The organism is Alkalihalobacterium sp. TH-98, from assembly GCF_057473385.1.
In genome coordinates, this window is record NZ_JBYCKM010000007.1 from 21701 (window position 1) to 47678 (window position 25978).

The 25978-nt window shown below is 36.9% G+C and carries 24 protein-coding genes; 23 read left to right on the top strand and 1 reads right to left on the bottom strand.

All coding sequences use genetic code 11. The annotated features are described in order from the left end of the window. The first annotated feature begins 41 nt into the window (after window positions 1–41). Both ypjB and AC2VNP_RS02650 read left to right on the top strand, forming a co-directional pair. Window positions 42–824, top strand: a complete 783-nt coding sequence (gene ypjB, locus AC2VNP_RS02645; RefSeq protein ID WP_486915862.1) for a sporulation protein YpjB — start codon at window positions 42–44, stop codon at window positions 822–824. Window positions 825–950: 126 nt separating this feature from the next. Beyond that, window positions 951–1637, top strand: a complete 687-nt coding sequence (locus tag AC2VNP_RS02650; protein WP_486915863.1) for a zinc metallopeptidase — start codon at window positions 951–953, stop codon at window positions 1635–1637. Window positions 1638–1721: 84 nt separating this feature from the next. Here the strand turns inward: AC2VNP_RS02650 and AC2VNP_RS02655 are convergent, their stop codons facing one another. Next, the gene (locus tag AC2VNP_RS02655) at window positions 1722–2594 is read right to left on the bottom strand and encodes a YitT family protein (protein WP_275116535.1); all 873 of its coding nucleotides are present in this window, start codon (window positions 2592–2594) and stop codon (window positions 1722–1724) included. A gap of 229 nt (window positions 2595–2823) precedes the next feature. On the opposite strand from AC2VNP_RS02655, the gene AC2VNP_RS02660 reads away from it, so the two are divergent. From AC2VNP_RS02660 to AC2VNP_RS02760, 21 genes are all read left to right on the top strand, one after another. Further along, window positions 2824–3156 (top strand): nucleotide pyrophosphohydrolase, encoded by a 333-nt coding sequence (locus AC2VNP_RS02660; RefSeq protein WP_486915864.1) that lies wholly within the window; start codon window positions 2824–2826, stop codon window positions 3154–3156. A 3-nt stretch (window positions 3157–3159) separates the two neighbouring features. Next, window positions 3160–3966, top strand: a complete 807-nt coding sequence (gene dapB, locus AC2VNP_RS02665; RefSeq protein WP_486915865.1) for a 4-hydroxy-tetrahydrodipicolinate reductase — start codon at window positions 3160–3162, stop codon at window positions 3964–3966. A gap of 11 nt (window positions 3967–3977) precedes the next feature. Further along, window positions 3978–4370, top strand: a complete 393-nt coding sequence (gene mgsA, locus AC2VNP_RS02670; protein WP_486915866.1) for a methylglyoxal synthase — start codon at window positions 3978–3980, stop codon at window positions 4368–4370. 30 nt (window positions 4371–4400) lie between these two features. Next, on the top strand, window positions 4401–5528 hold the full coding sequence (bshA, locus tag AC2VNP_RS02675; RefSeq protein ID WP_486915867.1) for an N-acetyl-alpha-D-glucosaminyl L-malate synthase BshA: 1128 nt from the start codon (window positions 4401–4403) through the stop codon (window positions 5526–5528). Between the two features lie 13 nt (window positions 5529–5541). Next, window positions 5542–6750 carry a CCA tRNA nucleotidyltransferase gene (locus AC2VNP_RS02680; RefSeq protein ID WP_486915868.1) on the top strand — a complete coding sequence of 403 codons (1209 nt, stop codon included), beginning with the start codon at window positions 5542–5544 and terminating at the stop codon, window positions 6748–6750. Continuing rightward, on the top strand, window positions 6713–7681 hold the full coding sequence (locus AC2VNP_RS02685) for a biotin--[acetyl-CoA-carboxylase] ligase (protein WP_486915959.1): 969 nt from the start codon (window positions 6713–6715) through the stop codon (window positions 7679–7681). The genes AC2VNP_RS02680 and AC2VNP_RS02685 overlap by 38 nt, the downstream gene beginning before the upstream one ends. 290 nt (window positions 7682–7971) lie before the next feature. Then, a complete protein-coding gene (panB, locus tag AC2VNP_RS02690) occupies window positions 7972–8808 on the top strand; it encodes a 3-methyl-2-oxobutanoate hydroxymethyltransferase (protein WP_486915869.1) in 837 nt (278 codons plus the stop codon). Window positions 8809–8811: 3 nt separating this feature from the next. After that, a complete protein-coding gene (gene panC, locus AC2VNP_RS02695) occupies window positions 8812–9660 on the top strand; it encodes a pantoate--beta-alanine ligase (RefSeq protein WP_486915870.1) in 849 nt (282 codons plus the stop codon). 46 nt (window positions 9661–9706) lie between these two features. Then, window positions 9707–10090, top strand: a complete 384-nt coding sequence (panD, locus tag AC2VNP_RS02700; protein ID WP_486915871.1) for an aspartate 1-decarboxylase — start codon at window positions 9707–9709, stop codon at window positions 10088–10090. 77 nt (window positions 10091–10167) lie between these two features. Further along, window positions 10168–11205 (top strand): tetratricopeptide repeat protein, encoded by a 1038-nt coding sequence (locus AC2VNP_RS02705; RefSeq protein WP_486915872.1) that lies wholly within the window; start codon window positions 10168–10170, stop codon window positions 11203–11205. Window positions 11206–11242: 37 nt separating this feature from the next. Beyond that, window positions 11243–14056: an ATP-dependent DNA helicase DinG gene (gene dinG, locus AC2VNP_RS02710; RefSeq protein ID WP_486915873.1), complete on the top strand. Its 2814-nt coding sequence runs from the start codon at window positions 11243–11245 to the stop codon at window positions 14054–14056. A gap of 108 nt (window positions 14057–14164) precedes the next feature. Continuing rightward, the gene (locus tag AC2VNP_RS02715) at window positions 14165–15049 is read left to right on the top strand and encodes a ComEC/Rec2 family competence protein (RefSeq protein WP_486915874.1); all 885 of its coding nucleotides are present in this window, start codon (window positions 14165–14167) and stop codon (window positions 15047–15049) included. Window positions 15050–15099: 50 nt separating this feature from the next. Beyond that, window positions 15100–16404, top strand: a complete 1305-nt coding sequence (locus tag AC2VNP_RS02720) for an amidohydrolase (RefSeq protein ID WP_486915875.1) — start codon at window positions 15100–15102, stop codon at window positions 16402–16404. Window positions 16405–16757: 353 nt separating this feature from the next. Then, a complete protein-coding gene (locus AC2VNP_RS02725) occupies window positions 16758–16940 on the top strand; it encodes a YpmA family protein (protein WP_486915876.1) in 183 nt (60 codons plus the stop codon). A gap of 7 nt (window positions 16941–16947) precedes the next feature. Continuing rightward, window positions 16948–17436 (top strand): cell wall elongation regulator TseB-like domain-containing protein, encoded by a 489-nt coding sequence (locus AC2VNP_RS02730; RefSeq protein ID WP_486915877.1) that lies wholly within the window; start codon window positions 16948–16950, stop codon window positions 17434–17436. A gap of 103 nt (window positions 17437–17539) precedes the next feature. Beyond that, complete coding sequence (locus AC2VNP_RS02735) at window positions 17540–18724, top strand: pyridoxal phosphate-dependent aminotransferase (RefSeq protein ID WP_486915878.1); 1185 nt, start codon at window positions 17540–17542, stop codon at window positions 18722–18724. A 159-nt stretch (window positions 18725–18883) separates the two neighbouring features. Next, a complete protein-coding gene (asnS, locus tag AC2VNP_RS02740; RefSeq protein ID WP_486915879.1) occupies window positions 18884–20179 on the top strand; it encodes an asparagine--tRNA ligase in 1296 nt (431 codons plus the stop codon). 170 nt (window positions 20180–20349) lie between these two features. Further along, window positions 20350–21048: a DnaD domain-containing protein gene (locus AC2VNP_RS02745; protein ID WP_486915880.1), complete on the top strand. Its 699-nt coding sequence runs from the start codon at window positions 20350–20352 to the stop codon at window positions 21046–21048. A 19-nt stretch (window positions 21049–21067) separates the two neighbouring features. Further along, on the top strand, window positions 21068–21727 hold the full coding sequence (gene nth, locus AC2VNP_RS02750) for an endonuclease III (RefSeq protein ID WP_486915881.1): 660 nt from the start codon (window positions 21068–21070) through the stop codon (window positions 21725–21727). After that, window positions 21727–22230: a YpoC family protein gene (locus AC2VNP_RS02755; protein ID WP_486915882.1), complete on the top strand. Its 504-nt coding sequence runs from the start codon at window positions 21727–21729 to the stop codon at window positions 22228–22230. The genes nth and AC2VNP_RS02755 overlap by 1 nt, the downstream gene beginning before the upstream one ends. 161 nt (window positions 22231–22391) lie before the next feature. Further along, complete coding sequence (locus tag AC2VNP_RS02760) at window positions 22392–25973, top strand: dynamin family protein (protein WP_486915883.1); 3582 nt, start codon at window positions 22392–22394, stop codon at window positions 25971–25973. Window positions 25974–25978 lie beyond the last annotated feature (5 nt).

The following is a 25978-nucleotide window of genomic DNA, read 5'->3' on the forward strand; positions in this document are numbered from 1 at the left end:
CCACTCATTCATAGATTAGAGTAGATGAAGGAGGGACCGAAATGCGCTCGTTTTTACTTATATTACTTACTATTTTAGTCTTGAGTATGCCAACATATAGTAACGCCGCTGAGGATAAGGAGTATTGGGGGAAGTTAAATGACACTTCGGATAAAGTTTTACAACTAGTAAAGCAGGAAAAGCTTGACGAGGCAAAACAATTGTTAGATTATTTTTCGAAGCAATTTTTATCTTTAGATCATAAGCAATCTTCTCTATCAATGAGTGATCTTCAAATTATTACAAAATCATATGAGCGAGCAATGGAGTCAGTTACAGCAGTTTCCATGAATCATGTTGAAAGAGTTAGACTGGCTACTGAATTTAGGCTCGTCGTTGATGCTTTGACCAGTCCGCACCATCCTTTGTGGTTAAGCTCTGAACAATCGGTAATGAAGTCGATTAATGAATTAAAAGGAACCATGCAACAAAAAGATGCTCAAGCTTTTCGTCATAAGATAAATGAATTTTTACGTCTATACCAAATGATACGGCCAGCATTACTAGTAAGTGTCGAGGGTGTACAAGTTCAAAAAATTGAGTCACTCGTACAATTTATCGACCGTTATGGGAACGATATGATACATGACACTAGTATGCAAAAACAATTGTTTGTAATGGAAAAAGAATTCCAAAAATTGTATGAGCAAGTTAAAGAAGATAGTGCAGATCCATCGCTTGTTTGGGTTATGCTAACTATCGGAGGAATGATCATTATTTCCTTATCCTATGTAGGGTGGAAGAAATACCGTGCCGAAAAAAGACGTGTAAAAGTTCGGGATTAATTAACCATCATTAACGGTGTGTAAATGTCAATAACTCGCCACAAAATAGCAAGTATCTAAATTGACTTTTTTTGATGTTTAAAATAGAATAATTATAAAAGTGTACATCGAGAGGTGAGTTTACAAATGGGTTTAGGAGCATTTTTAGTCTACTTTGCGATTATTTTGATCATCCCAATTTGGGCGCAAAGAAAAGTGAAGTCGGCGTATAAGAAATATTCTCAGGTTGCGGCTTCATCGGGCATGACTGGTGCGCAAGTTGCTAGAAAGATTTTAGATGATAACGGATTATATGATGTTACAGTTGAGCCGATTCGAGGAGAATTAACGGATCATTATGACCCGCGTGCAAAGGCTGTCCGTCTTTCAGAAAAGAACTACTATGGGAATTCTGTTGCAGGTGCTGCAGTAGCTGCCCATGAAGTCGGGCATGCAATGCAGGATGCTGAAGAGTATGCATTTTTACGCTTCCGTCATGCGTTAGTTCCTGTCGCTAACTTCGGTTCTAATACGTCATTTATTATTTTAATTGCAGGGTTCCTTATGGGAATGTCTGGATTAGTCCTTTTAGGTATTATCTTCATGGCTGCTGCAGTTCTTTTCCAAGTGGTTACGTTACCAGTTGAGTTTAATGCAAGTAGTCGGGCCATGGGTCAAATGGTATCTTCTGGAATTATCCGTAACGACGAAGAGCGTGAAACAAGAAAAGTTTTAGATGCTGCAGCATTAACATATGTAGCGGCTGCATTAGTTGCTGTTATGGAACTAGTTCGTTTTGTACTCATGTACATCGGTATGAACAGTGACGATTAATTGAAAAGAAAAAGAAAAAGAAAAACGACTGCAGGAACTCATTCCTTCAGTCGTTTTTCGGTTTTAGAAAAGCTTAATTTTTCCTTATGTCTCTAAAGGCTTCTTATTTTCATCTAGTGTAAAGCCTTCACCAATTACATCTTGAACGTCATTGACAGTAACGAAAGCATGCGGATCAATTCTTTCAACTAATCCCTTTAGACGAATAAGTTCATTTCTACCAACTACGCAGTATAGTACTTCCTTATCAGAACCAGTAAAACTTCCTTTTCCTTTAAGTACAGTAGCCCCACGGTCCATTTCTTTTAAGATGGCACTTGCAATCTCAGGTACGCGATCTGAAATGATGAACGAAGCTTTTGCTGAGTAAGCCCCTTGCTGGATAAAGTCAATGACTTTTGCTGCAATAAATACAGCTAATAACGTATACATGGCTTCCCGATAGTTTAAATAAAGCAAAGATGAGCCAATTACCATTGCATCAAAGATAAACATCGTTTTTCCCATACTCCAACCGATGTACTTATAACCTAACTTTGCAATAATATCTACCCCGCCAGTTGTCCCACCATAACGGAACACAATTCCGAGACCTACACCGATGAATACTCCGGCAAAAAGAGCAGCAAGTGTCATGTCATCATGAAGCGGTAATGAAATAACAGGATAACGTTGAAAAATATATAAAAAGAGCGAGACACCTAAAGTTCCGATGATCGTGTAGATAAAAGTATGCCTTCCTAGAATATACCAACCAACGAAAAATAGAGGTATGTTTAATAGGAGATTTGTTATAGCAGGATCAAAATTGAAGATAAAGAATAGGATCAGTGTAATTCCAGTAAATCCACCATCCGCTAAATTATTCTCCATATTAAAATATACAAGCCCAAAAGAAAGAATGGCAGAGCCAAGAAGAATAAAAAATACATTTTTAAATTTAATACGATATGTCATGTTTTACGTCCTTTTTTCAATTATTGCGGATACAAATGGATGTCGCACGAATATTATACTGGATATGCATTATTTGGGCAAATTGGTAATGAGATTTTAGTACCTTAAGGTTAAAGTAGTAAGTTATTTCAAACAACAATCACACGATTAAGAGAAATATATGTTTTATTGGATAAATATTTGTCAAATGCTCCTGAATTAGCTAACATGAACATAAGGGGTGTTGAGCATGGAAGAACGAAGTTTGAAGGATATGCAAAGGGAAGTAGATGCATACATAAGTCAATTCAAGGAAGGTTATTTTAGTCCATTAGCGATGCTAGCACGAATGACAGAAGAATTAGGTGAACTAGCACGTGAGGTGAATCATTATTATGGAGAAAAGCCGAAAAAAGATTCGGAAGACGAGCGCTCGATGGAACAAGAAATGGGCGATCTTTTTTTCGTCCTTATTTGTTTTGCCAATTCGTTAAATATTAATTTAGATGAGGCATTAGAACTTGTTATGGAAAAGTTTAAAACAAGAGATGCCAATCGTTGGACAAAAATAGAGGAGGAATAATAAATGGCAGTGAATACGATCAAGGTTGTTATTGCAGGACCAAGAGGGAATATGGGTAATGAAGCAGTAAAAATGGTGACAGCAACTGAGCATTTTCAACTTACTGCAGTAGTTGATTCGAAAAATAACGGGAAGTTATTAAAAGATATTGAAGGACAGCCAGCAATAGATGTTCCTATATATGAGGATTTATCCGTTTGTTTAGCTGAGCATGAGCCGCATGTTCTTATAGATTTAACAGCACCAAAGTTTGGACGTAAACATATGGAAATTGCTTTTGATCATGGGGTACGACCTGTAGTAGGGACGACAGGCTTTACTGAACAAGATATAAATGAGTTAAGGCAGATAGCTGAGGATAAAAAGTTAGGTGCCATTATTGCGCCAAATTTTGCAATCGGTGCAATTCTAATGATGAAGTTTGCACAGGCTGCTGCTAAATACTTACCTGATGTTGAAATAATTGAAAAACACCACGATCGAAAACTAGATGCCCCATCAGGAACAGCGATTAAAACCGCACAACTTATTCAAGAGGTGCGCGCTTCAAAAGTTCAAGGGCACCCAGAAGAAGTAGAAGAATTAGCTGGGGCTCGAGGTGCAAATATCGATGGGATGCATATACACAGTGTTCGATTACCGGGATTAGTAGCGCATCAAGAAGTCATCTTTGGCGGACAAGGTCAAACATTAACGTTAAGACACGATTCAATCAATCGTACATCCTTTATGCCTGGTATTCAGTTATCTGTGGAAACTGTTATGAAAATGGATACGTTAATTTATGGCCTGGAAAATATTATTGAATAGGGGAAATGAGAGTGAGAATTGCATTTATCGCACATGATCAAAAAAAATTAGATATGGTCAATTTTGTTACTGCATATGAACACATATTCAAAGAGTATGAATTATTTTCTACAGGTACAACTGGACAACGTATAATGGAAGCAACTTCTTTAAAAATTACGCGATTTTTATCAGGTCCATATGGGGGAGATCAACAGATCGGAGCACTGATAGCTGAAAATCGAATGGATTTAATTATTTTCTTTAGAGACCCATTAACAGCACAACCGCATGAACCTGATGTAACTGCTCTATTGAGACTTTGTGATGTTCACTCAATACCGTTAGCAACCAATATGGCTACAGCAGAAATTTTAATTAAAGGAATTGAACGCGGAGAGCTAGAATGGAGAAAGAAAAATTAACGCCGAAGGCCAAGAGAAGTGAGGAGAATTATGAAATTAAAGGTAGGAATTAGTTGTTATCCTTCGGTCGGAGGTTCCGGAGTCATTGCAACGGAATTAGGAAAGCTGCTAGCAGAACGCGGGCATGAAGTTCATTTCATTACTTCTAGTGTTCCTTTTCGTCTTGATAAAATTGATCCGAATATTTTCTTTCATGAAGTAGAGGTAAATCAATACTCGGTATTTAAACATCCTCCATATGACTTATCTCTAGCTAGTAAAATTGCTGAGGTTGCCAGAAGGCAAAAGTTAGATATACTTCATGTGCACTATGCCGTTCCTCATGCAATATGTGCTTTTTTAGCAAAACAAATGGTTGGTGACCATTTGAAGATTGTGACAACATTGCATGGAACGGATATAACTGTTTTAGGTTATGATCCATCCTTAAGTGAAATTATTCGATTTGGAATCGAACAGTCTGATACTGTAACGGCAGTCTCAAATGACCTTGTAAGACAAACTCGGGAACTGCTGGACGTAAATAAAGATCTAAAGACAATTTACAACTTTATAGATGAACGTGTGTATTATAAGCGAGATAATACTGATCTTAAAAGGCGATATCAAATTGCTGAAGAGGAAAAGGTCATTGTTCATATTTCTAATTTTCGTCCTGTTAAACGAGTAAAGGATGTAATTTTAAGTTTTGCAAAAATTAATGAGCATCTTTCTTCAAAGTTACTATTAATAGGTGATGGACCCGAGCTAACAGTTGCTTGCCAACTTGTCAAACAGTTAGGGATTGAAGAGCAAGTATTATTTTTAGGTAGTCAAAAAGAAGTTGCTGAGATTTTATCCATTTCTGATTTATTACTTTTATTGTCTGAAAAAGAAAGCTTCGGTTTAGTTGCGCTAGAAGCAATGGCTTGTGGAGTTCCTGTCATCGGGACGAATATTGGTGGAATTCCAGAAGTAATCGAAGATGGAAAAACAGGATACATATGTGAAGTCGGCGATATATCAATGATAAGTGATAAGGCAATTAGTTTATTAACAGACGAAAGTTTGCATAAACAAATGAGCGAAAATGCACAGGAGCGTGTGTTTGACCATTTTAGTTCAAAAGATATTGTTGATCAATATGAGTCTATTTATCATTTAACTCTCAACAGGTAAAGAGGGGCAACTTATGGAATCGTTATTTTTAATTGGATCAAAAGTTATTCAAACGTTAAAGCAACAAGGCTATGAAGCTTATTTTGTCGGTGGGGCAGTTAGGGACTTTCTCTTAAAACGACCGGTTCATGATATCGATATTACGACCTCTGCACCCGTAGAGCGTATTGAACAACTTTTTAAAGTAACGGTTCCTTTAGGTAAAGAGCATGGAACGATTATTGTTCGTATGGAAGAACGGTCTTTTGAAGTAACGACTTTTCGTTCTGTTTCTAACGGTAGAAATACTTTACTTGAAGATTTGCAAAAACGAGATTTTACCATTAATGCTATGGCAATGAACGAAAATATGGAGCTAATTGACCCATACAACTTTTGTTGTGACCTCGAAAATCAGTTAATTCGTGCTGTTGAAAAGGGTACGGAACGCTTTGTGGAGGACCCGTTACGAATGCTTCGTGCGTGTCGCTTTAGTAGTCAATTGAACTTTGAAATAGAGAAGGAGACATTAGACGCAATTATTAAGTGTCGCGGTTTAATTGAAAGAGTGGCAATTGAAAGGGTGGTAACTGAATTCGATAAACTAGTAAAGGCAAGATCGTATTCACGTGGCCTGAATTACATCTTATCTTTAGGTTTGACACATCACCTGTCATTTTTAAAAGGCAAAGAACAAGCTTTAAATGACTTAGCTGCCATGCAGCTTCAAAATCTTTTCTCACTTGAAGAAGTTTGGGCAGCCTTTTTATATGTTGACCAAACTGAACAAGAGCTATTGAAATATTTGAAGGCTTTAAAAAAATCAAAACAGTTTGTTCACCGAGTTATTCTGTTACTAGAAGCATTACATTCTTATGAAGACAATGGCTGGTCAAACGAGCTAATTTACGAAATCGGTCTGGAAAACAGCTTAAAATTAGGGCGGTTACTCTTCACTTTACAACCGGGAGAAAACCATATACATAATGAACAGGCCATAATTAAATGGCATAATGAATTGCCTATAAAAAGTCGACGTGATTTAAATCTAAATGGACAATTACTCGTACGGGCCTTTCAAAAAGAACAAGGGGCCTGGATTGAAAACCTGCTAGTCAAAGCAGAAAAGGTAGTATTAGCACAAGAGGTTGCAAATGACCCAAATGAATTAATAGCTTGGCTAATGAAAGAGAGGGATTCAAATGATGAAGGAGAAGCTTTTGGAGATGCTGTCAGAAAATGAAGCTGGTTTTGTTTCTGGAGAAAAAATCAGTAAACATTTAGGGTGCTCGAGGACGGCGATATGGAAACATATTGAGGAACTTCGTAAGAGCGGGTATGAAGTAGAGGCAGTTCCAAGAAAAGGATATAGGATTAAAACAAGACCAAATACCATTTCACCACATGAAATAAAGGTTTACTTACAAACTGAAAAAATCGGACAAGAGCTTACTTATTATGAATCACTACCGTCTACACAAGAGGTTGCCCATCGTTTAGCACAAGAAGGAGCAGTTGAAGGACATGTAGTCATTGCTGATGAGCAAACATCAGGAAAAGGAAGGCTAGGCCGTGTTTGGCATTCACCGATTGGGACAAGTATCTCAATGAGTATTATTTTACGTCCCAAAGTATCGCCACAGAAAGCACCCCAACTAACACTGCTTGCTGCAGTTGCAGTTGTAAGAGGCATTGAGAAAACAACGGGTTTACAATGTAGTATTAAGTGGCCCAATGATATTTTACTGAACGGCAAGAAGATTGTGGGCATTTTAACGGAAATGCAATCTGAGCCAGATTATGTGCATTCTGTAATTATCGGAATAGGAATTAATGTCAATCATAGACGAGAACAGTTCTCATCTGAACTTAGAGAAATAGCTACTTCTTTAGCAATTGCTAAAGGTGAAGAAGTTAGTCGAGCGAAGTTAATGAGTAATGTTTTCTATGAATTAGAAACATTGTATGAGCAATATCTCCTCGAAGGGTTTGATGTTATAAAACCACAGTGGGAAAGTTATGCGATAAGTCTTGGGAAACGAATTGTTGCTCGAACTATACAAGGGACTATTGAGGGAGTAGCTAAAGGTATTACAAATGATGGTGTACTTTTACTAGAAGATGATGACCAAGTTGTCCATCAAATTTATTCTGCAGATATTGAAATAAAATAATGAAAAGTTGTCACAAATCTGCTACATTTTGTTATACTCATGATATGGGCAGTATCCATTAGAACTGCACCTTTTGGATAAAACTACTTTTACTCACAATTTTAAACCTATGTAGTCTGCCTTGATCCATTTAGGACTGGGACAGAGGGATGAATTAAACCGATCAAACTGTTTAACAGTTTTGAATTATAATTCCTTTGAATCCTTCTTCCAGCGTGGAAAGAAGGATTTTTTACATCTTAGCCTGTCGGTTTATTCAGTTTCCTCTATATTAATAAGGGGGAGAAACGATGAAAACATCAACAGATTTTAAGAAGATGAAAGAAGCAAATGAAAAGATTGCAATGATAACCGCTTATGATTCACCATCAGCGAAGTTAGTTGAACAGGCTGGAGTGGACATGATATTAGTTGGTGACTCACTTGGAATGGTCGTACTAGGATATGACTCAACAGTTCCTGTTACCTTAGAGGATATGATATTGCATACAAGAGCAGTAAAACGGGGTGCAAAGCAAACGTTTATCGTTACAGATATGCCATTTCTAACGTACCATAGCTCCATTAGTGAGACGATGCATCATGCGAGACGTCTTATGCAAGAAGGTGGAGCACATGCAGTCAAAGTTGAAGGTAATGGGGAAGTAATTCAAACGATTGAAATGTTAACCAAAGCAGGGGTGCCTGTTGTAGCTCATTTGGGCTTAACTCCACAGTCTGTAGGTGTGCTGGGTGGATATAAGGTTCAAGCTAAAGATAAAGAAAGTGCAAATGAACTCATTGAAGATGCCAAGAAAGTGGAAAAAGCTGGAGCAATTGCACTAGTTTTGGAATGTGTTCCTAAACAATTAGGTGAATATATTAGCAAACTGCTAACTATTCCTGTTATAGGTATTGGTGCCGGTGCAGACACAGACGGGCAAGTATTAGTCTACCATGATGTCATCGGTTACGGTGGAGAGTTTGTTCCAAAGTTTGTAAAGAAATATGCGGAGATTTCACCTGTTATTCAGGAAGCTGTTGCTAATTACGTTTCGGAAGTTAAGAATAAACATTTTCCAGAAGAAAAACATACGTTTACGATGAATGAAGAGAATCTTTCGCATCTTTATGGAGGCGTAAAATAGAGAATGAAAATTGTTGAAACAGTACAAGAGTTACAAAACTTAATTAAAGAAGCAAGAAGAAATGAAAGCGTTGTCGGTTTTGTTCCAACGATGGGCTTTCTGCATGAAGGTCATATGAGCCTTGTGGAACAAGCCCAAAAAGAATGTGATCTTGTTGTCATGAGTATTTTTGTCAACCCTCTTCAATTTGGACCTAATGAAGACTTTGACCGATATCCAAGGAACTTTGAACGGGATACCCGACTAGCTAGAAATGCTGATGTTGATATTTTATTTTACCCAAATGTTAAAGAAATGTACCCGACAGAGACTGCAATGAAGGTTATCGTTCACGAAGGAGTAAGTGTACTTTGTGGAAAAAGTCGACCAGGACATTTTGATGGTGTCGCAACAGTTGTCTTAAAGTTATTTAATATTGTAACACCCGACCGAGCTTACTTTGGTATGAAAGATGCTCAACAAGTCGCTGTAATAGAAAAAATGATACGTGATTTTAATTTACAAGTAAGTCTAATCGGCTGTCCAACCCTTCGTGAAGAAGATGGGCTTGCCAAAAGCTCACGAAATGTTAACTTAACAGACGTGGAAAGAAAAGAATCTGTATCTATTTATAACAGTTTACAATTGGCAAAAAAGCTGATTGCGCAAGGGGAACGTAAGACAGAGCGTATTAAGGAAGAAATGACAACATTTTTAAAAACAAATAGTTCAGGTAGTATCGATTACATTGAACTGTTAACGTATCCAGAACTAAATCATCTAGAGCAATTGGAAGGAAAAGTGATTATTGCCATTGCTCAACAATATTCAAAAGCCCGATTAATTGATAATATCGTATTAGAAATAGAATAAGCGCAGAGATTTATTAATTGAGGAGACCAAGGAGGAGAACAGAACAATGTTTCGTACAATGATGAAATCAAAAATCCACCGTGCCCGTGTTACTGAGGCCAACTTAAATTATGTAGGTAGTATCACAATTGATGAAGACATTATGGACCAAGTTAATATCCTTGAAAATGAAAAAGTTCAAATAGTAAATAACAACAATGGACAACGTTTTGAGACCTATGTAATTGCTGGGCCAAGAGGAAGTAAAGTTTTCTGTGTAAATGGCGCTGCAGCACGACTTGTACAAGAAGATGATGTGATCATCGTTATTGCTTATGCACTTGTGGCAGAAGAGCAAGTATTAGAACATGAACCAAAAGTAGCTATAATGAATGAAAAAAATGAAATTGTTGAAATGATTGGTACAGAGCCTGCTGCGACTGTATTGTAAGGCAACTATTACTAACATAATCCCCTCTCGTTAGATGAAAACTGTTGGATAACAGTATCTATGAGGGGGGATTTTTTGTGCAAAAAATAGAAATTAAACAATGGGAAATGATGATGAAACAATTGAAAAATAATTGGAAAAAAATCGGGGAAGATGAACGTAATGATTACATTAATGAACTGGCCAAATTAAACGAAGCGGTCTTAGATAAATGGGTTGAAATGGACGAAGAATTGCATGAATTAAAAACTGAAATTAAAAACTTTACTTATGAGTGTACGCGTTTTTCTTCAAAAGGCACTTCCTACTTTGAATTGGATTTATTTGAACACGCAATTGAAGAATTTTTAAAAGAAATACAGGACTATCGACAACCCATTGTCAAATTATATCTCGCTTACTCATACTTATACGTACAGAACTATGACAAGGCAAAAGAGTGGTTTCTATTCTTAATTCATAGTAAAGAGTCGATTTGGAGTCAACATTTTGCTTATGTCGGTCTTGGTTGTTTAATGGCACAACAAGAAAAATATGAAGAGGCGATTACCTATTTTGAAAAGTCCTTATCACTTACCAACAATTCCGATGTAGTGTATAATTTAGGAATGTGTCACTTTTTACAACACCAACCAGGATTGGCCTTACCTTATTTTAAAGAAGCGATTGAGTTACTTCCTGAGGATGGTGAAGCATACTACTTTCTAGGTCGCTGTTACGTAGAATTAGATAAGTATGATCAAGCTTGTCAAACGTGGATTACAGGGTTACAACTCGTAGAGACTAAGGGAATGTTGCAAACATTAGCATACGAGATGGAATGGATGGGCTATTATACTGGAGCCATTCATTGTTATAAACGGTTACTGGCTCTAGGTTTTGACGATACTGAAGTTTATCATGGGTTAGCCTGGAATTACGGATTAATGGATATGCGTCAAAGTGCAGACAAGCTTTTTATGTTTTTAATTCAAGAAAATCCGTACCAAGTCAATTGTTGGATATCGTATTTATGGTTATTACAAGCCTGGGGCGAGAAAGCAAAGTTTGAAAAAGTACGCTCGTATTGTAATAGGATGAATTTTTCTCACCCATTATTAGAGCGAATATTTTAAGTAAAAGAAGATTAGTCAATCGAGAGGTGAAAAACTCGTGAAAGAAACACGCTTTGTCGTTGTAGATATAGAAACAACCGGTCATTCCCCTCAACAAGACCGAATTATTCAAATAGGTGCAGTGTTAGTTCAAGACGGCGAGATTGTTGAGCGCTTTACTTCATTTGTTAATCCGCAAATGAATATCCCGCCATTCATTGAGTCATTAACGGGGATATCTGATGAGATGGTGGCATTGGCACCTACATTTGAACAAGTGATACCTGAGTTACTGCAAATGTTAGAGGGTTCCTACTTTGTTGCTCATAATGTTCAATTTGATTTATCATTTTTACAAGCCCAGCTCGATGAGGTGGGTTATCTCCCTTTCCAAGGCCCCATTTTAGATACAGTTGAACTATCTCGATTGCTATTGCCAAATGAGGAGAGTTATAAGCTGCAGCAATTAGCTGAAAGCTTTAATTTTCAACATGATCGCCCTCATCAAGCAGATAGTGATGCAGAAGTTACTGCCTTGTTATTATTGAAAATGATACATAAGTTAGAAGGGTTACCGCTAATTACGCTACAAAAATTACAAGAGATAACCGCACGTCTAAAAAGTGATTTTGATACATTGTTAGATCCTCTAATTAGTAATAAGCTGACAAGCTATAACGAAGAGGATGAGCAGAATTTTGATATTTACCGCCAATTAGCGATTAGGAAAAAAACGGTGGAAGCTAATGGGGAAGAAGAAGTTTTAATTACACAACCGCAGCTCAAGTCCTTTATTGAAGATACATTCACAAATTTGAGTGAAATGAAAAAAATATTCCCTAAATATACAGTGCGTACAGGGCAGTTAGAAATGATTAAAGCCGTTTCTGAAGCCTATGAAAACAGAAGTCACCTTTTAGTGGAAGCAGGAACAGGTACAGGCAAATCGCTAGGCTACTTAATTCCATCGGTATTCTATGCTAAAACTTTTGGACGCAGGGTGGTAGTTAGTACTCATACTATTCTGTTACAGCAACAATTATTAGATAGAGATATCCCAGCACTAAAAAAAATGTTACCATTCACATTTAAGGTGGCACTACTAAAAGGAAGAAGTCATTATTTATGTCTAAGAAAGTTCGAACAGAAATTACAAAGCCATTTAGATGATAATTACGATACTTTATTATCAAAAGGACAAATATTAATATGGCTTACAGAAACGACTACAGGTGATGTAGAAGAATTAAATTTACCTTCTGGTGGACGAAGTTTCTGGCTTGAAATTCAAAGTGAGCCTAATTCTTGCTCCGGACCACACTGTCCTTGGTTTTCAAGATGTTTTTATCACCATGCGAAAAAAATGGCTCAAAAAGCAGATGTTATTATTACAAATCATGCACTGCTATTTACAGATGTGGCTCAAAATCATTCAATTATTCCAAGTTATTCGCAAGTCGTAATTGATGAAGCACATCATTTTGAGGACGTAGCAAGTAATCACTTAGGGGTAACGATTGACTTTCATCAAATGGCATTTTTATTTAATCGATTAGCTAATTCAAAACAAGCTATTTCATCTGTATATGAAAAATGTGGACTAGTTCCGAAGCTCGCGAAGAAATCCTTAGAAATGAAGATTGAAACGTGTAAGTTTGAAATTGATGAACTTTTCCGTATGCTTCATAGTTACGCCCTAAAAATGAAAAAATTGTCGACGGAGGTAGGTCGGTTATCCTATCGATACTCTGCACCGAATGAGCAAGGTTCGTTTTGGCAGAGCATTTTAGAGTGTGGTCTCCGAGTTCACACGTTCTTAAAAGATTTAAACGAGCAATTGGAACAATACGTTCAAAATTTAAATGACAAAATCGATAACCTTTCTTGGGAAGACAGAGGAACGGTTACTGATTTTCAAGGTGTAACTAATGATTTTGAAGAAACGAAAAAGAACATCGAGCAACTCCTTCTCGAATATGATCCTAATGCAGTGTATTGGATTGAAATTGAGGAAAAGGGAGCGAAAAATGCAACATACTTGTTTAAAAAGCAAGTGCAATTAAAAGAAACATTAGCAGATGAATTTTTCGCGAAAAAAGACTCAGTTGTTCTCACATCTGCTACACTTTCTGTAAAAGAGTCGTTTTCTTATTTTATTGAACGGTTGGGATTAGAAGACTTTGGACCAAAGTCTATTATCATTCCTTCTCCTTTTGATTACAGCAGTCAGTCCAAATTATATATCCCCATAGATACATTCAGCATTAATGAGGAACCCGATTTGTTTATTTCAGATACTGCAGAAAAGATTATAAGACTTGCTCATGTAACTAAAGGTCGAATGCTTATCTTGTTTACATCCTTTAAGATGTTAAAAGAAACGTACAGGATTATAAAAGATCGAATGGAAGAAGACGAATTTTATTTGATTGGACAAGGCATTAATAGTGGTAGCCGAACAAAGTTAATCAAAACGTTTAAGCAGAGTGATCAAGCCATTCTTTTTGGTACAAGTAGTTTTTGGGAAGGAATTGATATTCCAGGCGAGGACTTAAGTTGTTTAGTCATCGTTCGCTTGCCTTTTTCACCACCTGATGATCCGGTTTTACAGGCACGATCGGAACATATGAAATTAGAAGGCAAAAACCCGTTTATGAATTTAGCTTTGCCTCAAGCGATTATAAGGTTTAAACAAGGAGTAGGAAGACTCATTCGTTCGGAGAGTGATCGAGGTGTGATCGTAGTAATGGATCAAAGAGTAACTTCAACACGCTATGGAAAAATGTTTTTACAATCGATAGCAGATGTTCCTGTCTTAAAGATGAACACAAACGATTTACTAACTGATTTAAAAGAGTGGTATCAGTCGTAAGTAAATTCATTATACGCGAACAACAAGCATACATTAGTTTTAGTAACATAAGTTTTGAATATTTGTTACAAACTAATACGGTTAATGGAAAACTCGGAGGTTTCGCGTATGCAGATGCTTATTAAACGGCTGGCATGCTTCTTTTTTTGCATGCTTTTTTTAGCTGGTTGTCAGGTAGTATCAGTAGTGAATGTAACAAATGAACTGGAGGTTGAATTTTCTTTAAATGATGACGAACTGGCTTTTACCTACTTTGATCTTCCAAGTGGTGAAGCGACATTAATTCAATCCGGACAAGGAGGAACAGTTTTAATTAATACCGGTGACTCCTCTTCACAAATAGAATTGGCGAGAAAGTTACATATGTATCATGTTGAAACAATTGATTCACTAATTGTAACGAATATGGGTGAGGAATATAGCGGGAATATTAACTGGCTTGTCGATCATTATCAAATCTCTTCAATTATAGTTCCTAATGCTGGTAAAGAAATGATAGAACCTCAATTAAAGGAAAACATAGGTAAAATAGTCGGTTGGAAAGAAGGAGACAAGCATGAAGTTCTTCCTAATTTAAAAACCGAAGTGTTATTTACGGGAGAGAATCAAGCACTTGATCCATGTTTAGTCCTTTCTTTTACATATGGAGAACACCGGACGTTGTATATGGGACTTGCAGATGCTGAAATAGAGGAGCTGCTAGCTTCTCAGTATGATCTGAAATCAACCATCCTAAAAGTTGGTCATTTCGGAAGTTCTAATGGCACGTCACAAGGATTCCTTCAAGAAGTTGACCCACAAGTTGCCATTCTTTTTTCGCTTGAGGGAAAACGGCCTAGCGAATATGTTTTGGAGCGATTACAGGAAACATGGATTGATGTGTATCAAACGAAAAAAATAGGTGCAGTATCAATTAAGTGTACGTTAGAAAACTATGAAATCTGGACAGTACGGGCAAGTGGGCAGGAGTTTCATATTGCCGTATCGAATTGAAAACGTTAGCGCTAAGAGAATGAATTAGAATAGAAGGGATTCACATAAGTATGGACAAAGTTTTTTATAACGGCGTCATTATTACAGCTAATCAAAAAGACGAAGTTTATTCATCAGGATATGTACATGTGAAAGCTGGAAAATTTATTGAGGTAGGTTCAGGCTATCCTGATCATATAGGAACAGAAGAAGCCAACTTTTATAATTTGAATGGAAGGTGGCTCCTTCCAGGATTAATAAATACACACGGGCATACACCAATGACGCTGTTGCGAGGTCATTCTGATGATTTACCGCTTAAGCAGTGGCTGCAAGAAAAAATGTGGCCAATGGAGCAAAAGCTAACTCGAGAAGCTGTAATTGCAAGCTCAAAATTAGCTATGGTTGAGATGCTAAAGTCTGGGACAACAACATTTCTTGATATGTATCATTTGTTTCTTGATGATATTGCTAATGTCGTTGATGAAGTAGGTATGAGAGCTGTCATTACTCGTGGAATTATTGGCTTATGTAGTAGAGAAGAGCAAAAATATAAGCTCAACGAAGCGATTACAATAGCTAAAAATTGGCAGGGAAAAGGGAATGGACGAATTACAACAATGCTGTCTCCACATTCACCTTATTTATGCCCGCCTGACTATATTGCAGAAATAGCAAGTGAAGCAAGGACACTGGATGTAGCTGTTCATACCCACATGTCAGAGACGGCTCAAGAAGTTGAAGAAAATGTAAAAAAGTATGGGAAACGACCAGTTGAACTTTTACAAAAAGCGGGTTTTTTTGATGGGAAATCATTAGTGGCACACGCGGTTCATGTAAATGATGAAGAAATGGAGATCCTTGCTGGACATAAAGTTGCAGTTTCTCACAATCCAATGAGTAATTTAAAGCTTGGTTCAGGAATTGCACCTATTCAAAAGATGCTTTCCAAAGGAATTACGGTTTCCATAGGTACAGATAGTGTTGCATCCAATAATAACCTTGACTTAATTCAGGAAATGAGAACAGCTGTTTTACTGCAAAAAGGAATAAACCAAGATCCGACTGCGGTAAAGTCAGCGGAAGGAATTAAGTTAATTACCGATAATGGAGCAAAAGCGTTAGGATTACGAAATACAATAGGTGCAATTGAGAAAGGATTAGACGCAGACTTTATCATAATGCAGGAACAGCAACCACATCTTCAACCGGCAATGAATGCCTTGTCTCATGTCGTTTACTCAGCGAGTGGTGCAGATGTAGTAGATGTGTATGTCAAAGGTAAGCAACTAGTTAAAAACAGAGAGTGTTTATACCTTGATGAAGAAAAGATTATAACTGAATGCAATGATCATTATGGTAATATGCTCAAATAAGTAATAAATCCTGTATCATTTAGATACAGGATTAATGAGGTGTGAGTAGGAGTTATTTTTTTGTAACTGTTTTACCCGCGATTTAGAAGCGATGGAAATTGAGTCTGTCTTATACTACATCTTATCTTTTTTGCTTGGTTGGAACGTACTGGAGATGAAAGAGAGAACCATTCTTTTTCGAGTTGGAACTGTTCAGCTGTTGAGAGCTGAGCGTAAGGCCATTGTATTTGATTGTTTTTCAATTGCAACTCCTCCTTTATGGGAGCTTACTTATAGTATAGCCTTTTGTCCAATGTGTATGTTAGAAATGGTTACTCAAATAGGAAGAAGTTATTATTTTTGGAGGAGTAATTATGGAACAAAAAATGGTTGTATTATCTACGGTAAAGATTGAAAAGTCACCGGATGTATATAAAGTAGTTGATGCTCTAAATCGTACGTTAAAAGAAGAAGATCTCATGTTTGGATTGGCTTTAGATGATGAAGAAGCAAATAAGATGGTATTTACCATTTATTCGAACATAAAGAAATGGTGATTAGCTAATGAAAAAGTGGGTTATAACAATTGTAGGCGTGTTTTTACTCGCAGTTATCGGGATTTCAATATACTTTTACCAAAGCATGCGTTCCCCGATTACAGAGCAAGAACAATTGGCAATAAAGAGGGTATTGGACGAAACAGAAGTAAGTATTATTCAAAATGTTTCATTTTACCATGGTACTGAACCATATGTAGTCATTAAAGGTCAACAAGAAGAGGGCGGAGAGGAATTTATCGTTTGGGTTGGACAAGAGGAAGAGAGTGTTGTTGTCAAATCAGCAAACGCTGGATTAAGTAAAGAACAAGTTAGACAATTTGCGATAAATGAATTAGCCCCTAAAAAGCTTCTGGGTGTCCGTCTTGGACTAGAAAATCGTTTACCTATATACGAAATTACATATATAGACGAAAATGACCGGTACTCGTTTTATTATATTACGTTTGAAGATGGTACATTTGTAAAAAGGTATAGCCTAAAGGCAGATGATTAATTCGAAATGATTGAATTTTTCAGATATAACGGTTGATTCATGTTTTTACAATGATTATAGTAGTAGTATGTATCTAAATGCAGAAGAGAAAAGAGGAGAGAAAATGAAGTTAGCGAAAAGAGTTTCAACATTAACGCCATCATCGACGTTGGCGATTACAGCAAAAGCAAAAGCACTTCGTGAACAGGGCCATGATGTGATCGGATTAGGTGCGGGTGAACCTGACTTTAACACTCCACAGTATATTATTGATGCAGCAGTAAAATCAATGGAAGAAGGTCAAACCAAATATACACCTTCTGGCGGTTTACCAAAATTAAAAGATGCTGTTATCGGTAAATTTAAAGAGGATCAAAACATTACATATTCAGCAAACGAAATTATCGTTTGCTCTGGAGCAAAACATGCTCTTTATACACTTTTCCAAGCGATATTAGATGAAGGGGACGAGGTCATTATTCCTACTCCTTATTGGGTTAGTTACCCTGAACAAGTTAAACTTGCAGACGGTAATCCAGTCTACATTGAAGGAAAAGAAAGCAATGAGTTTAAAGTAACGAAAGAACAATTAGAAGCTGCAATAACCGATCGTACGAAAGCATTTATTTTAAATTCACCAAGTAATCCAACGGGATCGATGTACAGCGAAGAAGAAATGAGAGCACTTGGAGAAGTTTGTTTAAAGCATGACATACTTATCGTTTCAGACGAGATCTATGAAAAGCTCGTATACGATGGAGCTGTTCACACATCGATTGCTCAACTTTCTAAGGAGTTAAAAGAGCAAACGATCATTATCAATGGGGTTTCAAAATCTCATTCAATGACAGGTTGGAGAATCGGTTATGCGGCTGGCAATGTAGAAATCATTAAAGCGATGACAAACCTTGCAAGTCATAGCACGTCCAACCCAACAGCGAATGCACAATTTGGTACAATTGCAGCGTACACAGAAGACGATGGATCAGTTGAAAATATGCGTCAAGCTTTCGAAGAGCGCCTTCATAAGGTCTATGATCAGTTAGTCGCAATTCCTGGACTTTCATGCGTGAAGCCAAAAGGAGCATTCTATTTGTTCCCAAATGCTAAGGAAGCCGCCATAAACTGCGGATACGACAATGTTGATGACTGGGTAACAGCTTTATTAGACGAAGAAAAGGTAGCACTCGTACCTGGATCAGGTTTTGGAGCACCAGAAAATGTTCGTCTGTCATATGCTACATCACTTGAAGCGATTCAAGAAGCATTGACAAGAATTGAACGTTTCATCGAAAAAAAGAGTAGGTAATAAATTATAAATTCTTTTGGAAGGTTGACGCGCTAGCAGTGCTGTCAACCTTTTCTCAATATGAAAACTTGCCCAAGGTTAGTAAAAGCTTGTATAATGGTTGTTGGTATATATACATCTATACATAGAAAATATACATATATTTCTGGAGGGAAAATAGTGAATAAGACGACGATTTCAACGGTCGGGCAATATGTCGGACAAGAGGTCAAAATAGGTGCTTGGTTAGCTAACAAACGATCAAGCGGAAAAATTGCATTCTTACAATTAAGGGACGGAACTGGATTCATACAAGGTGTCGTTGTAAAGGCGGAAGTTGGAGAAGATATATTTTTAAAAGCTAAAAATATGACTCAAGAGTCTTCATTGTATGTAACAGGTATTGTTCGTGAAGATGAAAGAGCTCCATCTGGTTTTGAATTAACAGTAACAAATGTTGAGGTTATTCATGAAGCGGTAGATTACCCAATCACACCAAAAGAGCACGGAACAGAATTCTTAATGGACCACCGTCATTTATGGTTACGTTCTAAAAAGCAACATGCCAATATGAAAGTACGAAATGAAATTATTCGTGCAACGTACGACTTTTTTAATAAAGAAGGGTTTGTAAAAGTGGATCCACCAATCCTAACAGGAAGTGCTCCTGAAGGAACAACTGAATTATTTGCAACAAAATACTTTGATGAAGATGCATACCTTTCTCAAAGTGGACAACTTTATATGGAAGCAGCTGCGATGGCGTTCGGTAAAGTATTCTCATTTGGTCCAACTTTCCGAGCTGAAAAATCAAAGACTCGTCGACATCTCATTGAATTTTGGATGATTGAACCAGAGATGGCGTTCTATGAGTTTGAAGATAGCCTAAAAGTACAAGAAGAATATGTAGCGTATGTTGTTCAATCTGTATTAAAGAATTGTAAGATCGAATTAAATGCATTAGGAAGAGATACGAGTAAGCTTGAAAATATTGCTGCACCATTTCCGCGGATTACGTATGATGATGCAATTAAGCTTTTACATGAGAAAGGTTTTGATGATATTGAATGGGGTGATGACTTCGGTGCACCACACGAAACAGCCATTGCTGAAACGTATGATAAGCCCGTTTTCATTACACATTACCCAACTAGCCTAAAGCCATTCTATATGCAACCAGATCCTACCAATGACAAAGTCGTTCTTTGTGCTGATATGATTGCACCAGAAGGCTACGGTGAAATCATTGGCGGCTCGGAACGGATTCATGATTATGATCTACTTGCTGAACGAATGAAAGAACACGATCTAGACCCAGCTGCTTATCAATGGTACGCCGAGCTGCGTAAGTACGGTTCTGTACCTCATTCTGGATTTGGATTAGGACTTGAACGAACAGTAGCATGGATTTGCGGAGCAGAACACGTACGTGAGACAATCCCGTTCCCTCGCCTGCTCAACCGTCTATATCCGTAAGCAATAAGTTCCTAAAAAGAATAAAGGGTCAGACCTTCATAGCTATGGACGAGCTAAAAGGTCTGACTCTTTTTTGTTGCTAGCAATACAGTTCATAAAAGGGAAAACTGTCGAGTTATGCCAAATGATGTTGATGGAGTTCCGTGTTATAATAATCATGAGGTGTTTTTATGAATAAACGTTTTTTAATGCAATGGATAACTGAAGGTCAACTATCAGTCCCAAAGCTTTTACTAAAAAATTATCGGAAAATAGGATTAAACGATGAAGAATTTGTTCTGCTTCTTCAAGTATATGATTTTTTATCAGAACAACATCCATTTCCAACTCCAGAAGATTTATCAGAGAGAGGTCCGTCTTCATTAGAATGTGCAAGGATCCTCGGTCAATTATTGAAAAAAGGCTATCTATCGATTGAAGAACATGTAGATGAAGATGGAATACTCTTTGAATCATATAGTATTGATCCGTTATGGGAAAAGTTAATACACGTAATGACTAATGAAAAAATAGAGCAAGAAAATGAAGTGAAAAAACAAGAAGAGTTTAATATTTACTCCGTTTTTGAACAGGAATTCAGTCGTCCACTTTCACCGATTGAATGTGAAACTCTAGCGATGTGGCTAGACCAAGACCATCATTCACCAGAAATTATACGTGCTGCACTACGTGAGTCTGTCGTTTCAGGAAAATTGAACTTTCGATACATCGATCGAATATTATTTGAGTGGAAGAAAAACGGTGTTCAAACATTACAACAAGCCCGCGCTTACGGTGAGAAATTCCGCAAATATCAACAATCGAAGCAACCGACACAAGAAAAACGAAAAGTAGAACCTTTTCCTACTTATAACTGGTTAGAGAAGTAGTTATGGAGGTCAATGAATTATGCTTACGAAAAAAGATATTCAGTATGTACTAGAAACGATGGGGGATATGTTTCCCGAAGCAGAATGTGAATTAACTCATTCTAATCCTTTTGAACTTACAATTGCTGTTCTTCTATCAGCTCAGGCAACCGATGCGCTCGTTAACAAAGTGACTCCAGGTTTGTTTGCAAAGTATAAAACGCCTGAAGACTATGTAGCTGTACCTTTGGAAGAATTGGAAAATGATATACGTCGCATTGGTTTATTTCGAAGTAAAGCAAAAAATATTAAAAAACTGGCACAATCATTAATTGAACAGTATAACGGTGAAATACCTACTGAACGTGATGAGCTTATGAAATTAGCTGGAGTTGGTAGAAAGACAGCAAATGTTGTCGTATCCGTCGCATTCAATACACCTGCAATTGCAGTTGATACGCATGTTGAACGGGTATCCAAGAGATTAGGCATTTGCCGTTGGAAAGACAATGTACGTGAAGTGGAAGAAACATTAATGAAAAAAATTCCGAAAGAACAATGGTCGGTTACTCATCATCGACTCATTTTTTTTGGACGTTATCATTGTAAAGCTCAATCTCCACAATGTGAGATTTGTCCTTTATTAGATATTTGTCGAGAAGGAAAAAAACGTATGAAAGCCAAAGGAGCAAAGGGGTAATGCAAAAAAATTACCCTGTTCCTTTATCCTTTCGTGTATCCCCGTTCTATGTAGAAGAAACTAAATTTAATTTGATTAGTTCCCATGAGGAGTCAACTGTTTTATTTTATGATGATATGCTCGAGGCACTTGGTGAACCGAATAGAAAACCGTGGTTTAAGTCAAACACCTATGTACCCGAGCTGTTTGTAAAATGGAAGGAAACAAGGGATAAACTTAGTGAACTGTATTCGAAACGTGATCGAAAAGCGACCAAACCATTAATGGTCCAAATGGTTGCGCAATTAGTTCAAGCGATTTACTGGACGAACCATATTCATGTTACAACTCTTGAGCAATTGGAACATCACATCAATCAACTCGATTACAAACCGATCAATATAAGTGAACGACTTTCTTTTATACTCAGAGACCCGGGGCATTTTCATTCTTATAACCAATTAAAGGCCTTATTTGAGGAAGCTGAGAAAATGTATTATCGCTCTATAACTAAAATGGATTGAGCAAATAAATCACTTTCGTACTGCACCTTACATATCCATATAAATAGTTCATGCTCTTAAAGAACTAAGTTGCTTAACATCTGTCAATTTAATTTAATTACGTTCTTCTCATTTTTTAGAAAATTCGTTATAGTAAAGGGATAAGGATGGTGTGGAGACATATGACAGTTGTAAAAGAGAAATTAAAAACAGAATTAATTCCGTACTCTCAAGAAGAACGATATCGCCTTGAGAAATTAGCAGAAAAACAAGAAAAGAAAACATTTGAGGTGGCTTTTTGCGGACATTTCTCTGCAGGTAAATCAACGATATTGAATACATTACTTGGTGCAGAAGTGTTACCGACAAGCCCAATTCCTACAAGTGCTAACATTATCGGCATTAAGAATGGAGAGTTAGGCTTAACACTACATACGAAAGACGGCGAGCAAAAGCAGTGGAAAGGTGAAATTCCTTGGACACAAGTGCGTGAATGGGGAATGAATGGTAATGAAATTTCGAATATGGTGATTACGGCACCGTTACCTTTTTTAGGGGAACATAGCTGTATTCTTGACACACCAGGTGTCGATTCTACAGATGAATCGCATGAAGCAGTAACAGTTGATCAATTGTATACAACGGATGCTATTGTTTATGTTATGGATTACAACCATGTTCAATCAGAAACGAATTTATATTTTTTAAAACAGCTTTCACTTGAAAAGAAGCCGATTTATATCATCATAAACCAAGTGGATAAGCATAATGAACAAGAAATCCCGTTGTCCGTATTTAGACAATCGGTCCAAGATGTATTTAGTCGTTGGGAAATCCGTCATTTAGGATTATTTTTTACAACGATGAAAAAACCAGACCATCCATTAAATCAATTTAAGGCGTTTGAAAAGACGATTAAATCATTACTATTTCATAGTGATAAGTTGTTAAATGGATCAAGGTTACGACTAGAACAAGGTTTTTACCAAGCAGTTGAAAATCGCCTGCAAGAAGACAAACTGGATGCAGTTGATCAACTGCTAGATGAGATGAAAGAAAAAGGTTATGAGGCATCCCAATTAGATGAGCAACAACATCTAAAAACAAAACTAGTAGAAGTTCGCCAATATGATAAGGCCATTTATAAATCGTTCGATGACGAATTAGGCGGTCTCTTTAAAGACGTTATCTTATTCCCTTATACAACGACAGACCTTGCGAGAAATTGGATTGAAAGTATTCAACCTGGCTTTAAAGTAGGTCTTTTATTTACAAAGAAAAAGACACAAGAAGAACAAGACGAACGATTAAGATTACTAGTTCAAGACTTGCAAGATAAAGTAAAATCACAATTGTTGTTCCATGTTCAAGCTTATTTTCAAAAGATTGATCGCATGAAATTAACAAACGTAGAAAAATTAGAAACAGCGATTAATCAGTTAGCATTCGAAGTAACAGATGAATTGTTGAAAAAGAATGTTAAATCTGATCATGCCAGTCGTGATTATGTGTTTGCGTTTTCAAAGGAAATTACTTCAATAATTGTAAGAGACATTCGTAATAAGGCGAGAGAAATTGTTGATTTACAAATTGAAGGCTTAAAGGAAGCTTATCGTGAAGAGGAAAAAGCGATAGAAGCCCAATTAGCTAAATTTAAAGACATTGAGAAATATGTGGATCAAGTAAATCAAGTTAAAGCTGACTTTGACAAAAATATCGAGATGGTTAAAGAGCAAATAGCCACGTATCCACCAGAACGAGAATACAATGAAGCGATTAAAAATGCTTCGATTCAATCGTACCCTGAAAAACTAGAAAATGGTTTTGCTAATGTGATCTTACCAGAAGAAGGGGTTATTGATACGAGTTGGGAAGTGACAGAAGAAGAGTCAGCAATTGATTTTTCCGAAGAAGAGACGTTGACATGGTTAAACTCGATTAAGAATGTTCTACATGACCACAAAGATCAAGTGATCGTATCACATGAACGAAATCACTTAATCGAACGAATTAATCGTTATGAAAATCAAACGTTCATAATTTCTTTGTTTGGTGCATTTAGTGCAGGTAAATCAAGCTTTGCGAATGCTTTATTAGGAGAAAATATTCTGCCAGTTTCTCCGAACCCAACAACGGCAACGGTGAATACGGTTGAACAATCCACTGCAAATCACCCTCATGGAACAGCGAAGGTTACGGTAAAATCGGTAGATGCATTAAATCATGAGATTAAATCTGTCAGTGAGCAACTAGATGTATCGTTAGATCTTGAACGACTTTCACAATGGAAGCCGATAATGAAAGACTATGTTTCCAGTTGGCAAAAAACATATGCCGAGTATTTGTTAACCATTCAGCAAAGTGTGGCTTCTACTGAATGGAAGTTAGGCAGTGAATTTAGTGTGTCTCACGAAGAAATGCAATTATTAGTTGCTGAAGAAAGTAAAGCGTGTTTAATTGAAAAAGTGAATATATACTTTGATAGTGCAATTACGAAAAAAGGAATTATTCTTGTCGATACACCAGGTGTTAACTCAATCCATGGGCGCCATACAAATGTGGCTTTCCAACAAATGCGCCAATCTGATGCTATTTTCTATTTAACGTATTATAACCATGCCTTCTCAAAAGCTGACCAATATTTCCTTCAACAGATGGGGAAAGTTAATGAAAGCTTTGGTCATGATAAGCTTTATTTCGTTATCAACGCTGCGGATTTAGCAAGTAGTGAAGGAGAGTTAAATGGAGTTCGAAAACACGTGTATGATCAATTGAGACGTAACGGAATTGAAAAACCAAGGTTGTATCATCTTTCTAGTAAAGAAGGGCTGCAAGCTAAAAAAGAACAACTTCAAAATGAAACTACATTTGCTGCGTTTGAACGTTCGTTTTATGAATATACGATCTTAGAACTAAAACAACTAAGTGTCAAAATGATTACTGAAGAGCTGAGGCAGTTTACGAATAAGATAAAAGATAGTATCTCATTTATGAACGAAGAGGCTAATGAGCAAAAACTTAAGCATGAAAAACTTAAGCAAACAGTTGAGGTTGAAATAAATAATGTTCAAAAGGCTTCGTTCTCCTTTGCATTAAGAGATATATTAATGGAATTTGATCAATTGGTTTTATATTTGCGTGATCGAATGCGCTTCGTCTTAAATGATTACTTTGCGAGTGCGATTAACGTAGCTGTATTAACGGGCAATAGTAAAAAGGAACTTCATGAACAGTTGACTGGAGCGATTAAAGAATGGCGCGGCTTAGGGGAATACTTCTTAAAACAAGAACTAGAAGCAACCGTTATTCGAATGGAAGAAAAAATGAAAGCGCGTGCGAAAAGCTGGCTCAGTGATCAAATTACCTTGCTCCAAAAAGAGCTACCGTACCTCTATTGTGAAGCGGAAATCGATATAGCTGCCATTTCAGTGGAACTAAATGATATGGCGCTATCAATAGATACGAAAAAGTACCTGCCATTGTTGAAATCTAAAAAGGATTTCTTTGAAAACGGTGCAGTAAAACAATTTAAAGAATTAATTGTCGCTGACGGGGTAGAAAGTTCTAGAGAAATGATCAATTTAAGCTCGAAGAAGATGTCTAATGAATTTGAACAGAAGCTTCAAACGATTGAACAAGACTTAAAACAACGTTTAAAAGAGGCTATAGAAAACGAGCTTAACCGCTTCGAGGCTTTGTTTGATGCAGAAGTTAAATCAGCGTTAATAAACGAATATGAAGATTTGAAGAGGTTTGTCTACTAAAAGGG

Bases quoted from the DNA above. Each gene is read 5' to 3' on its own strand.
- ypjB (WP_486915862.1), top strand. From the start codon at position 42: ATGCGCTCGTTTTTACTTATATTACTTACTATTTTAGTCTTGAGTATG.
- AC2VNP_RS02650 (WP_486915863.1), top strand. From the start codon at position 951: ATGGGTTTAGGAGCATTTTTAGTCTACTTTGCGATTATTTTGATCATC.
- AC2VNP_RS02655 (WP_275116535.1), bottom strand. From the start codon at position 2,594: ATGACATATCGTATTAAATTTAAAAATGTATTTTTTATTCTTCTTGGC.
- AC2VNP_RS02660 (WP_486915864.1), top strand. From the start codon at position 2,824: ATGGAAGAACGAAGTTTGAAGGATATGCAAAGGGAAGTAGATGCATAC.
- dapB (WP_486915865.1), top strand. From the start codon at position 3,160: ATGGCAGTGAATACGATCAAGGTTGTTATTGCAGGACCAAGAGGGAAT.
- bshA (WP_486915867.1), top strand. From the start codon at position 4,401: ATGAAATTAAAGGTAGGAATTAGTTGTTATCCTTCGGTCGGAGGTTCC.
- AC2VNP_RS02680 (WP_486915868.1), top strand. From the start codon at position 5,542: ATGGAATCGTTATTTTTAATTGGATCAAAAGTTATTCAAACGTTAAAG.
- AC2VNP_RS02685 (WP_486915959.1), top strand. From the start codon at position 6,713: ATGAAGGAGAAGCTTTTGGAGATGCTGTCAGAAAATGAAGCTGGTTTT.
- panB (WP_486915869.1), top strand. From the start codon at position 7,972: ATGAAAACATCAACAGATTTTAAGAAGATGAAAGAAGCAAATGAAAAG.
- panC (WP_486915870.1), top strand. From the start codon at position 8,812: ATGAAAATTGTTGAAACAGTACAAGAGTTACAAAACTTAATTAAAGAA.
- panD (WP_486915871.1), top strand. From the start codon at position 9,707: ATGTTTCGTACAATGATGAAATCAAAAATCCACCGTGCCCGTGTTACT.
- AC2VNP_RS02715 (WP_486915874.1), top strand. From the start codon at position 14,165: ATGCAGATGCTTATTAAACGGCTGGCATGCTTCTTTTTTTGCATGCTT.
- AC2VNP_RS02720 (WP_486915875.1), top strand. From the start codon at position 15,100: ATGGACAAAGTTTTTTATAACGGCGTCATTATTACAGCTAATCAAAAA.
- AC2VNP_RS02725 (WP_486915876.1), top strand. From the start codon at position 16,758: ATGGAACAAAAAATGGTTGTATTATCTACGGTAAAGATTGAAAAGTCA.
- AC2VNP_RS02730 (WP_486915877.1), top strand. From the start codon at position 16,948: ATGAAAAAGTGGGTTATAACAATTGTAGGCGTGTTTTTACTCGCAGTT.
- AC2VNP_RS02735 (WP_486915878.1), top strand. From the start codon at position 17,540: ATGAAGTTAGCGAAAAGAGTTTCAACATTAACGCCATCATCGACGTTG.
- AC2VNP_RS02745 (WP_486915880.1), top strand. From the start codon at position 20,350: ATGAATAAACGTTTTTTAATGCAATGGATAACTGAAGGTCAACTATCA.
- nth (WP_486915881.1), top strand. From the start codon at position 21,068: ATGCTTACGAAAAAAGATATTCAGTATGTACTAGAAACGATGGGGGAT.
- AC2VNP_RS02755 (WP_486915882.1), top strand. From the start codon at position 21,727: ATGCAAAAAAATTACCCTGTTCCTTTATCCTTTCGTGTATCCCCGTTC.
- AC2VNP_RS02760 (WP_486915883.1), top strand. From the start codon at position 22,392: ATGACAGTTGTAAAAGAGAAATTAAAAACAGAATTAATTCCGTACTCT.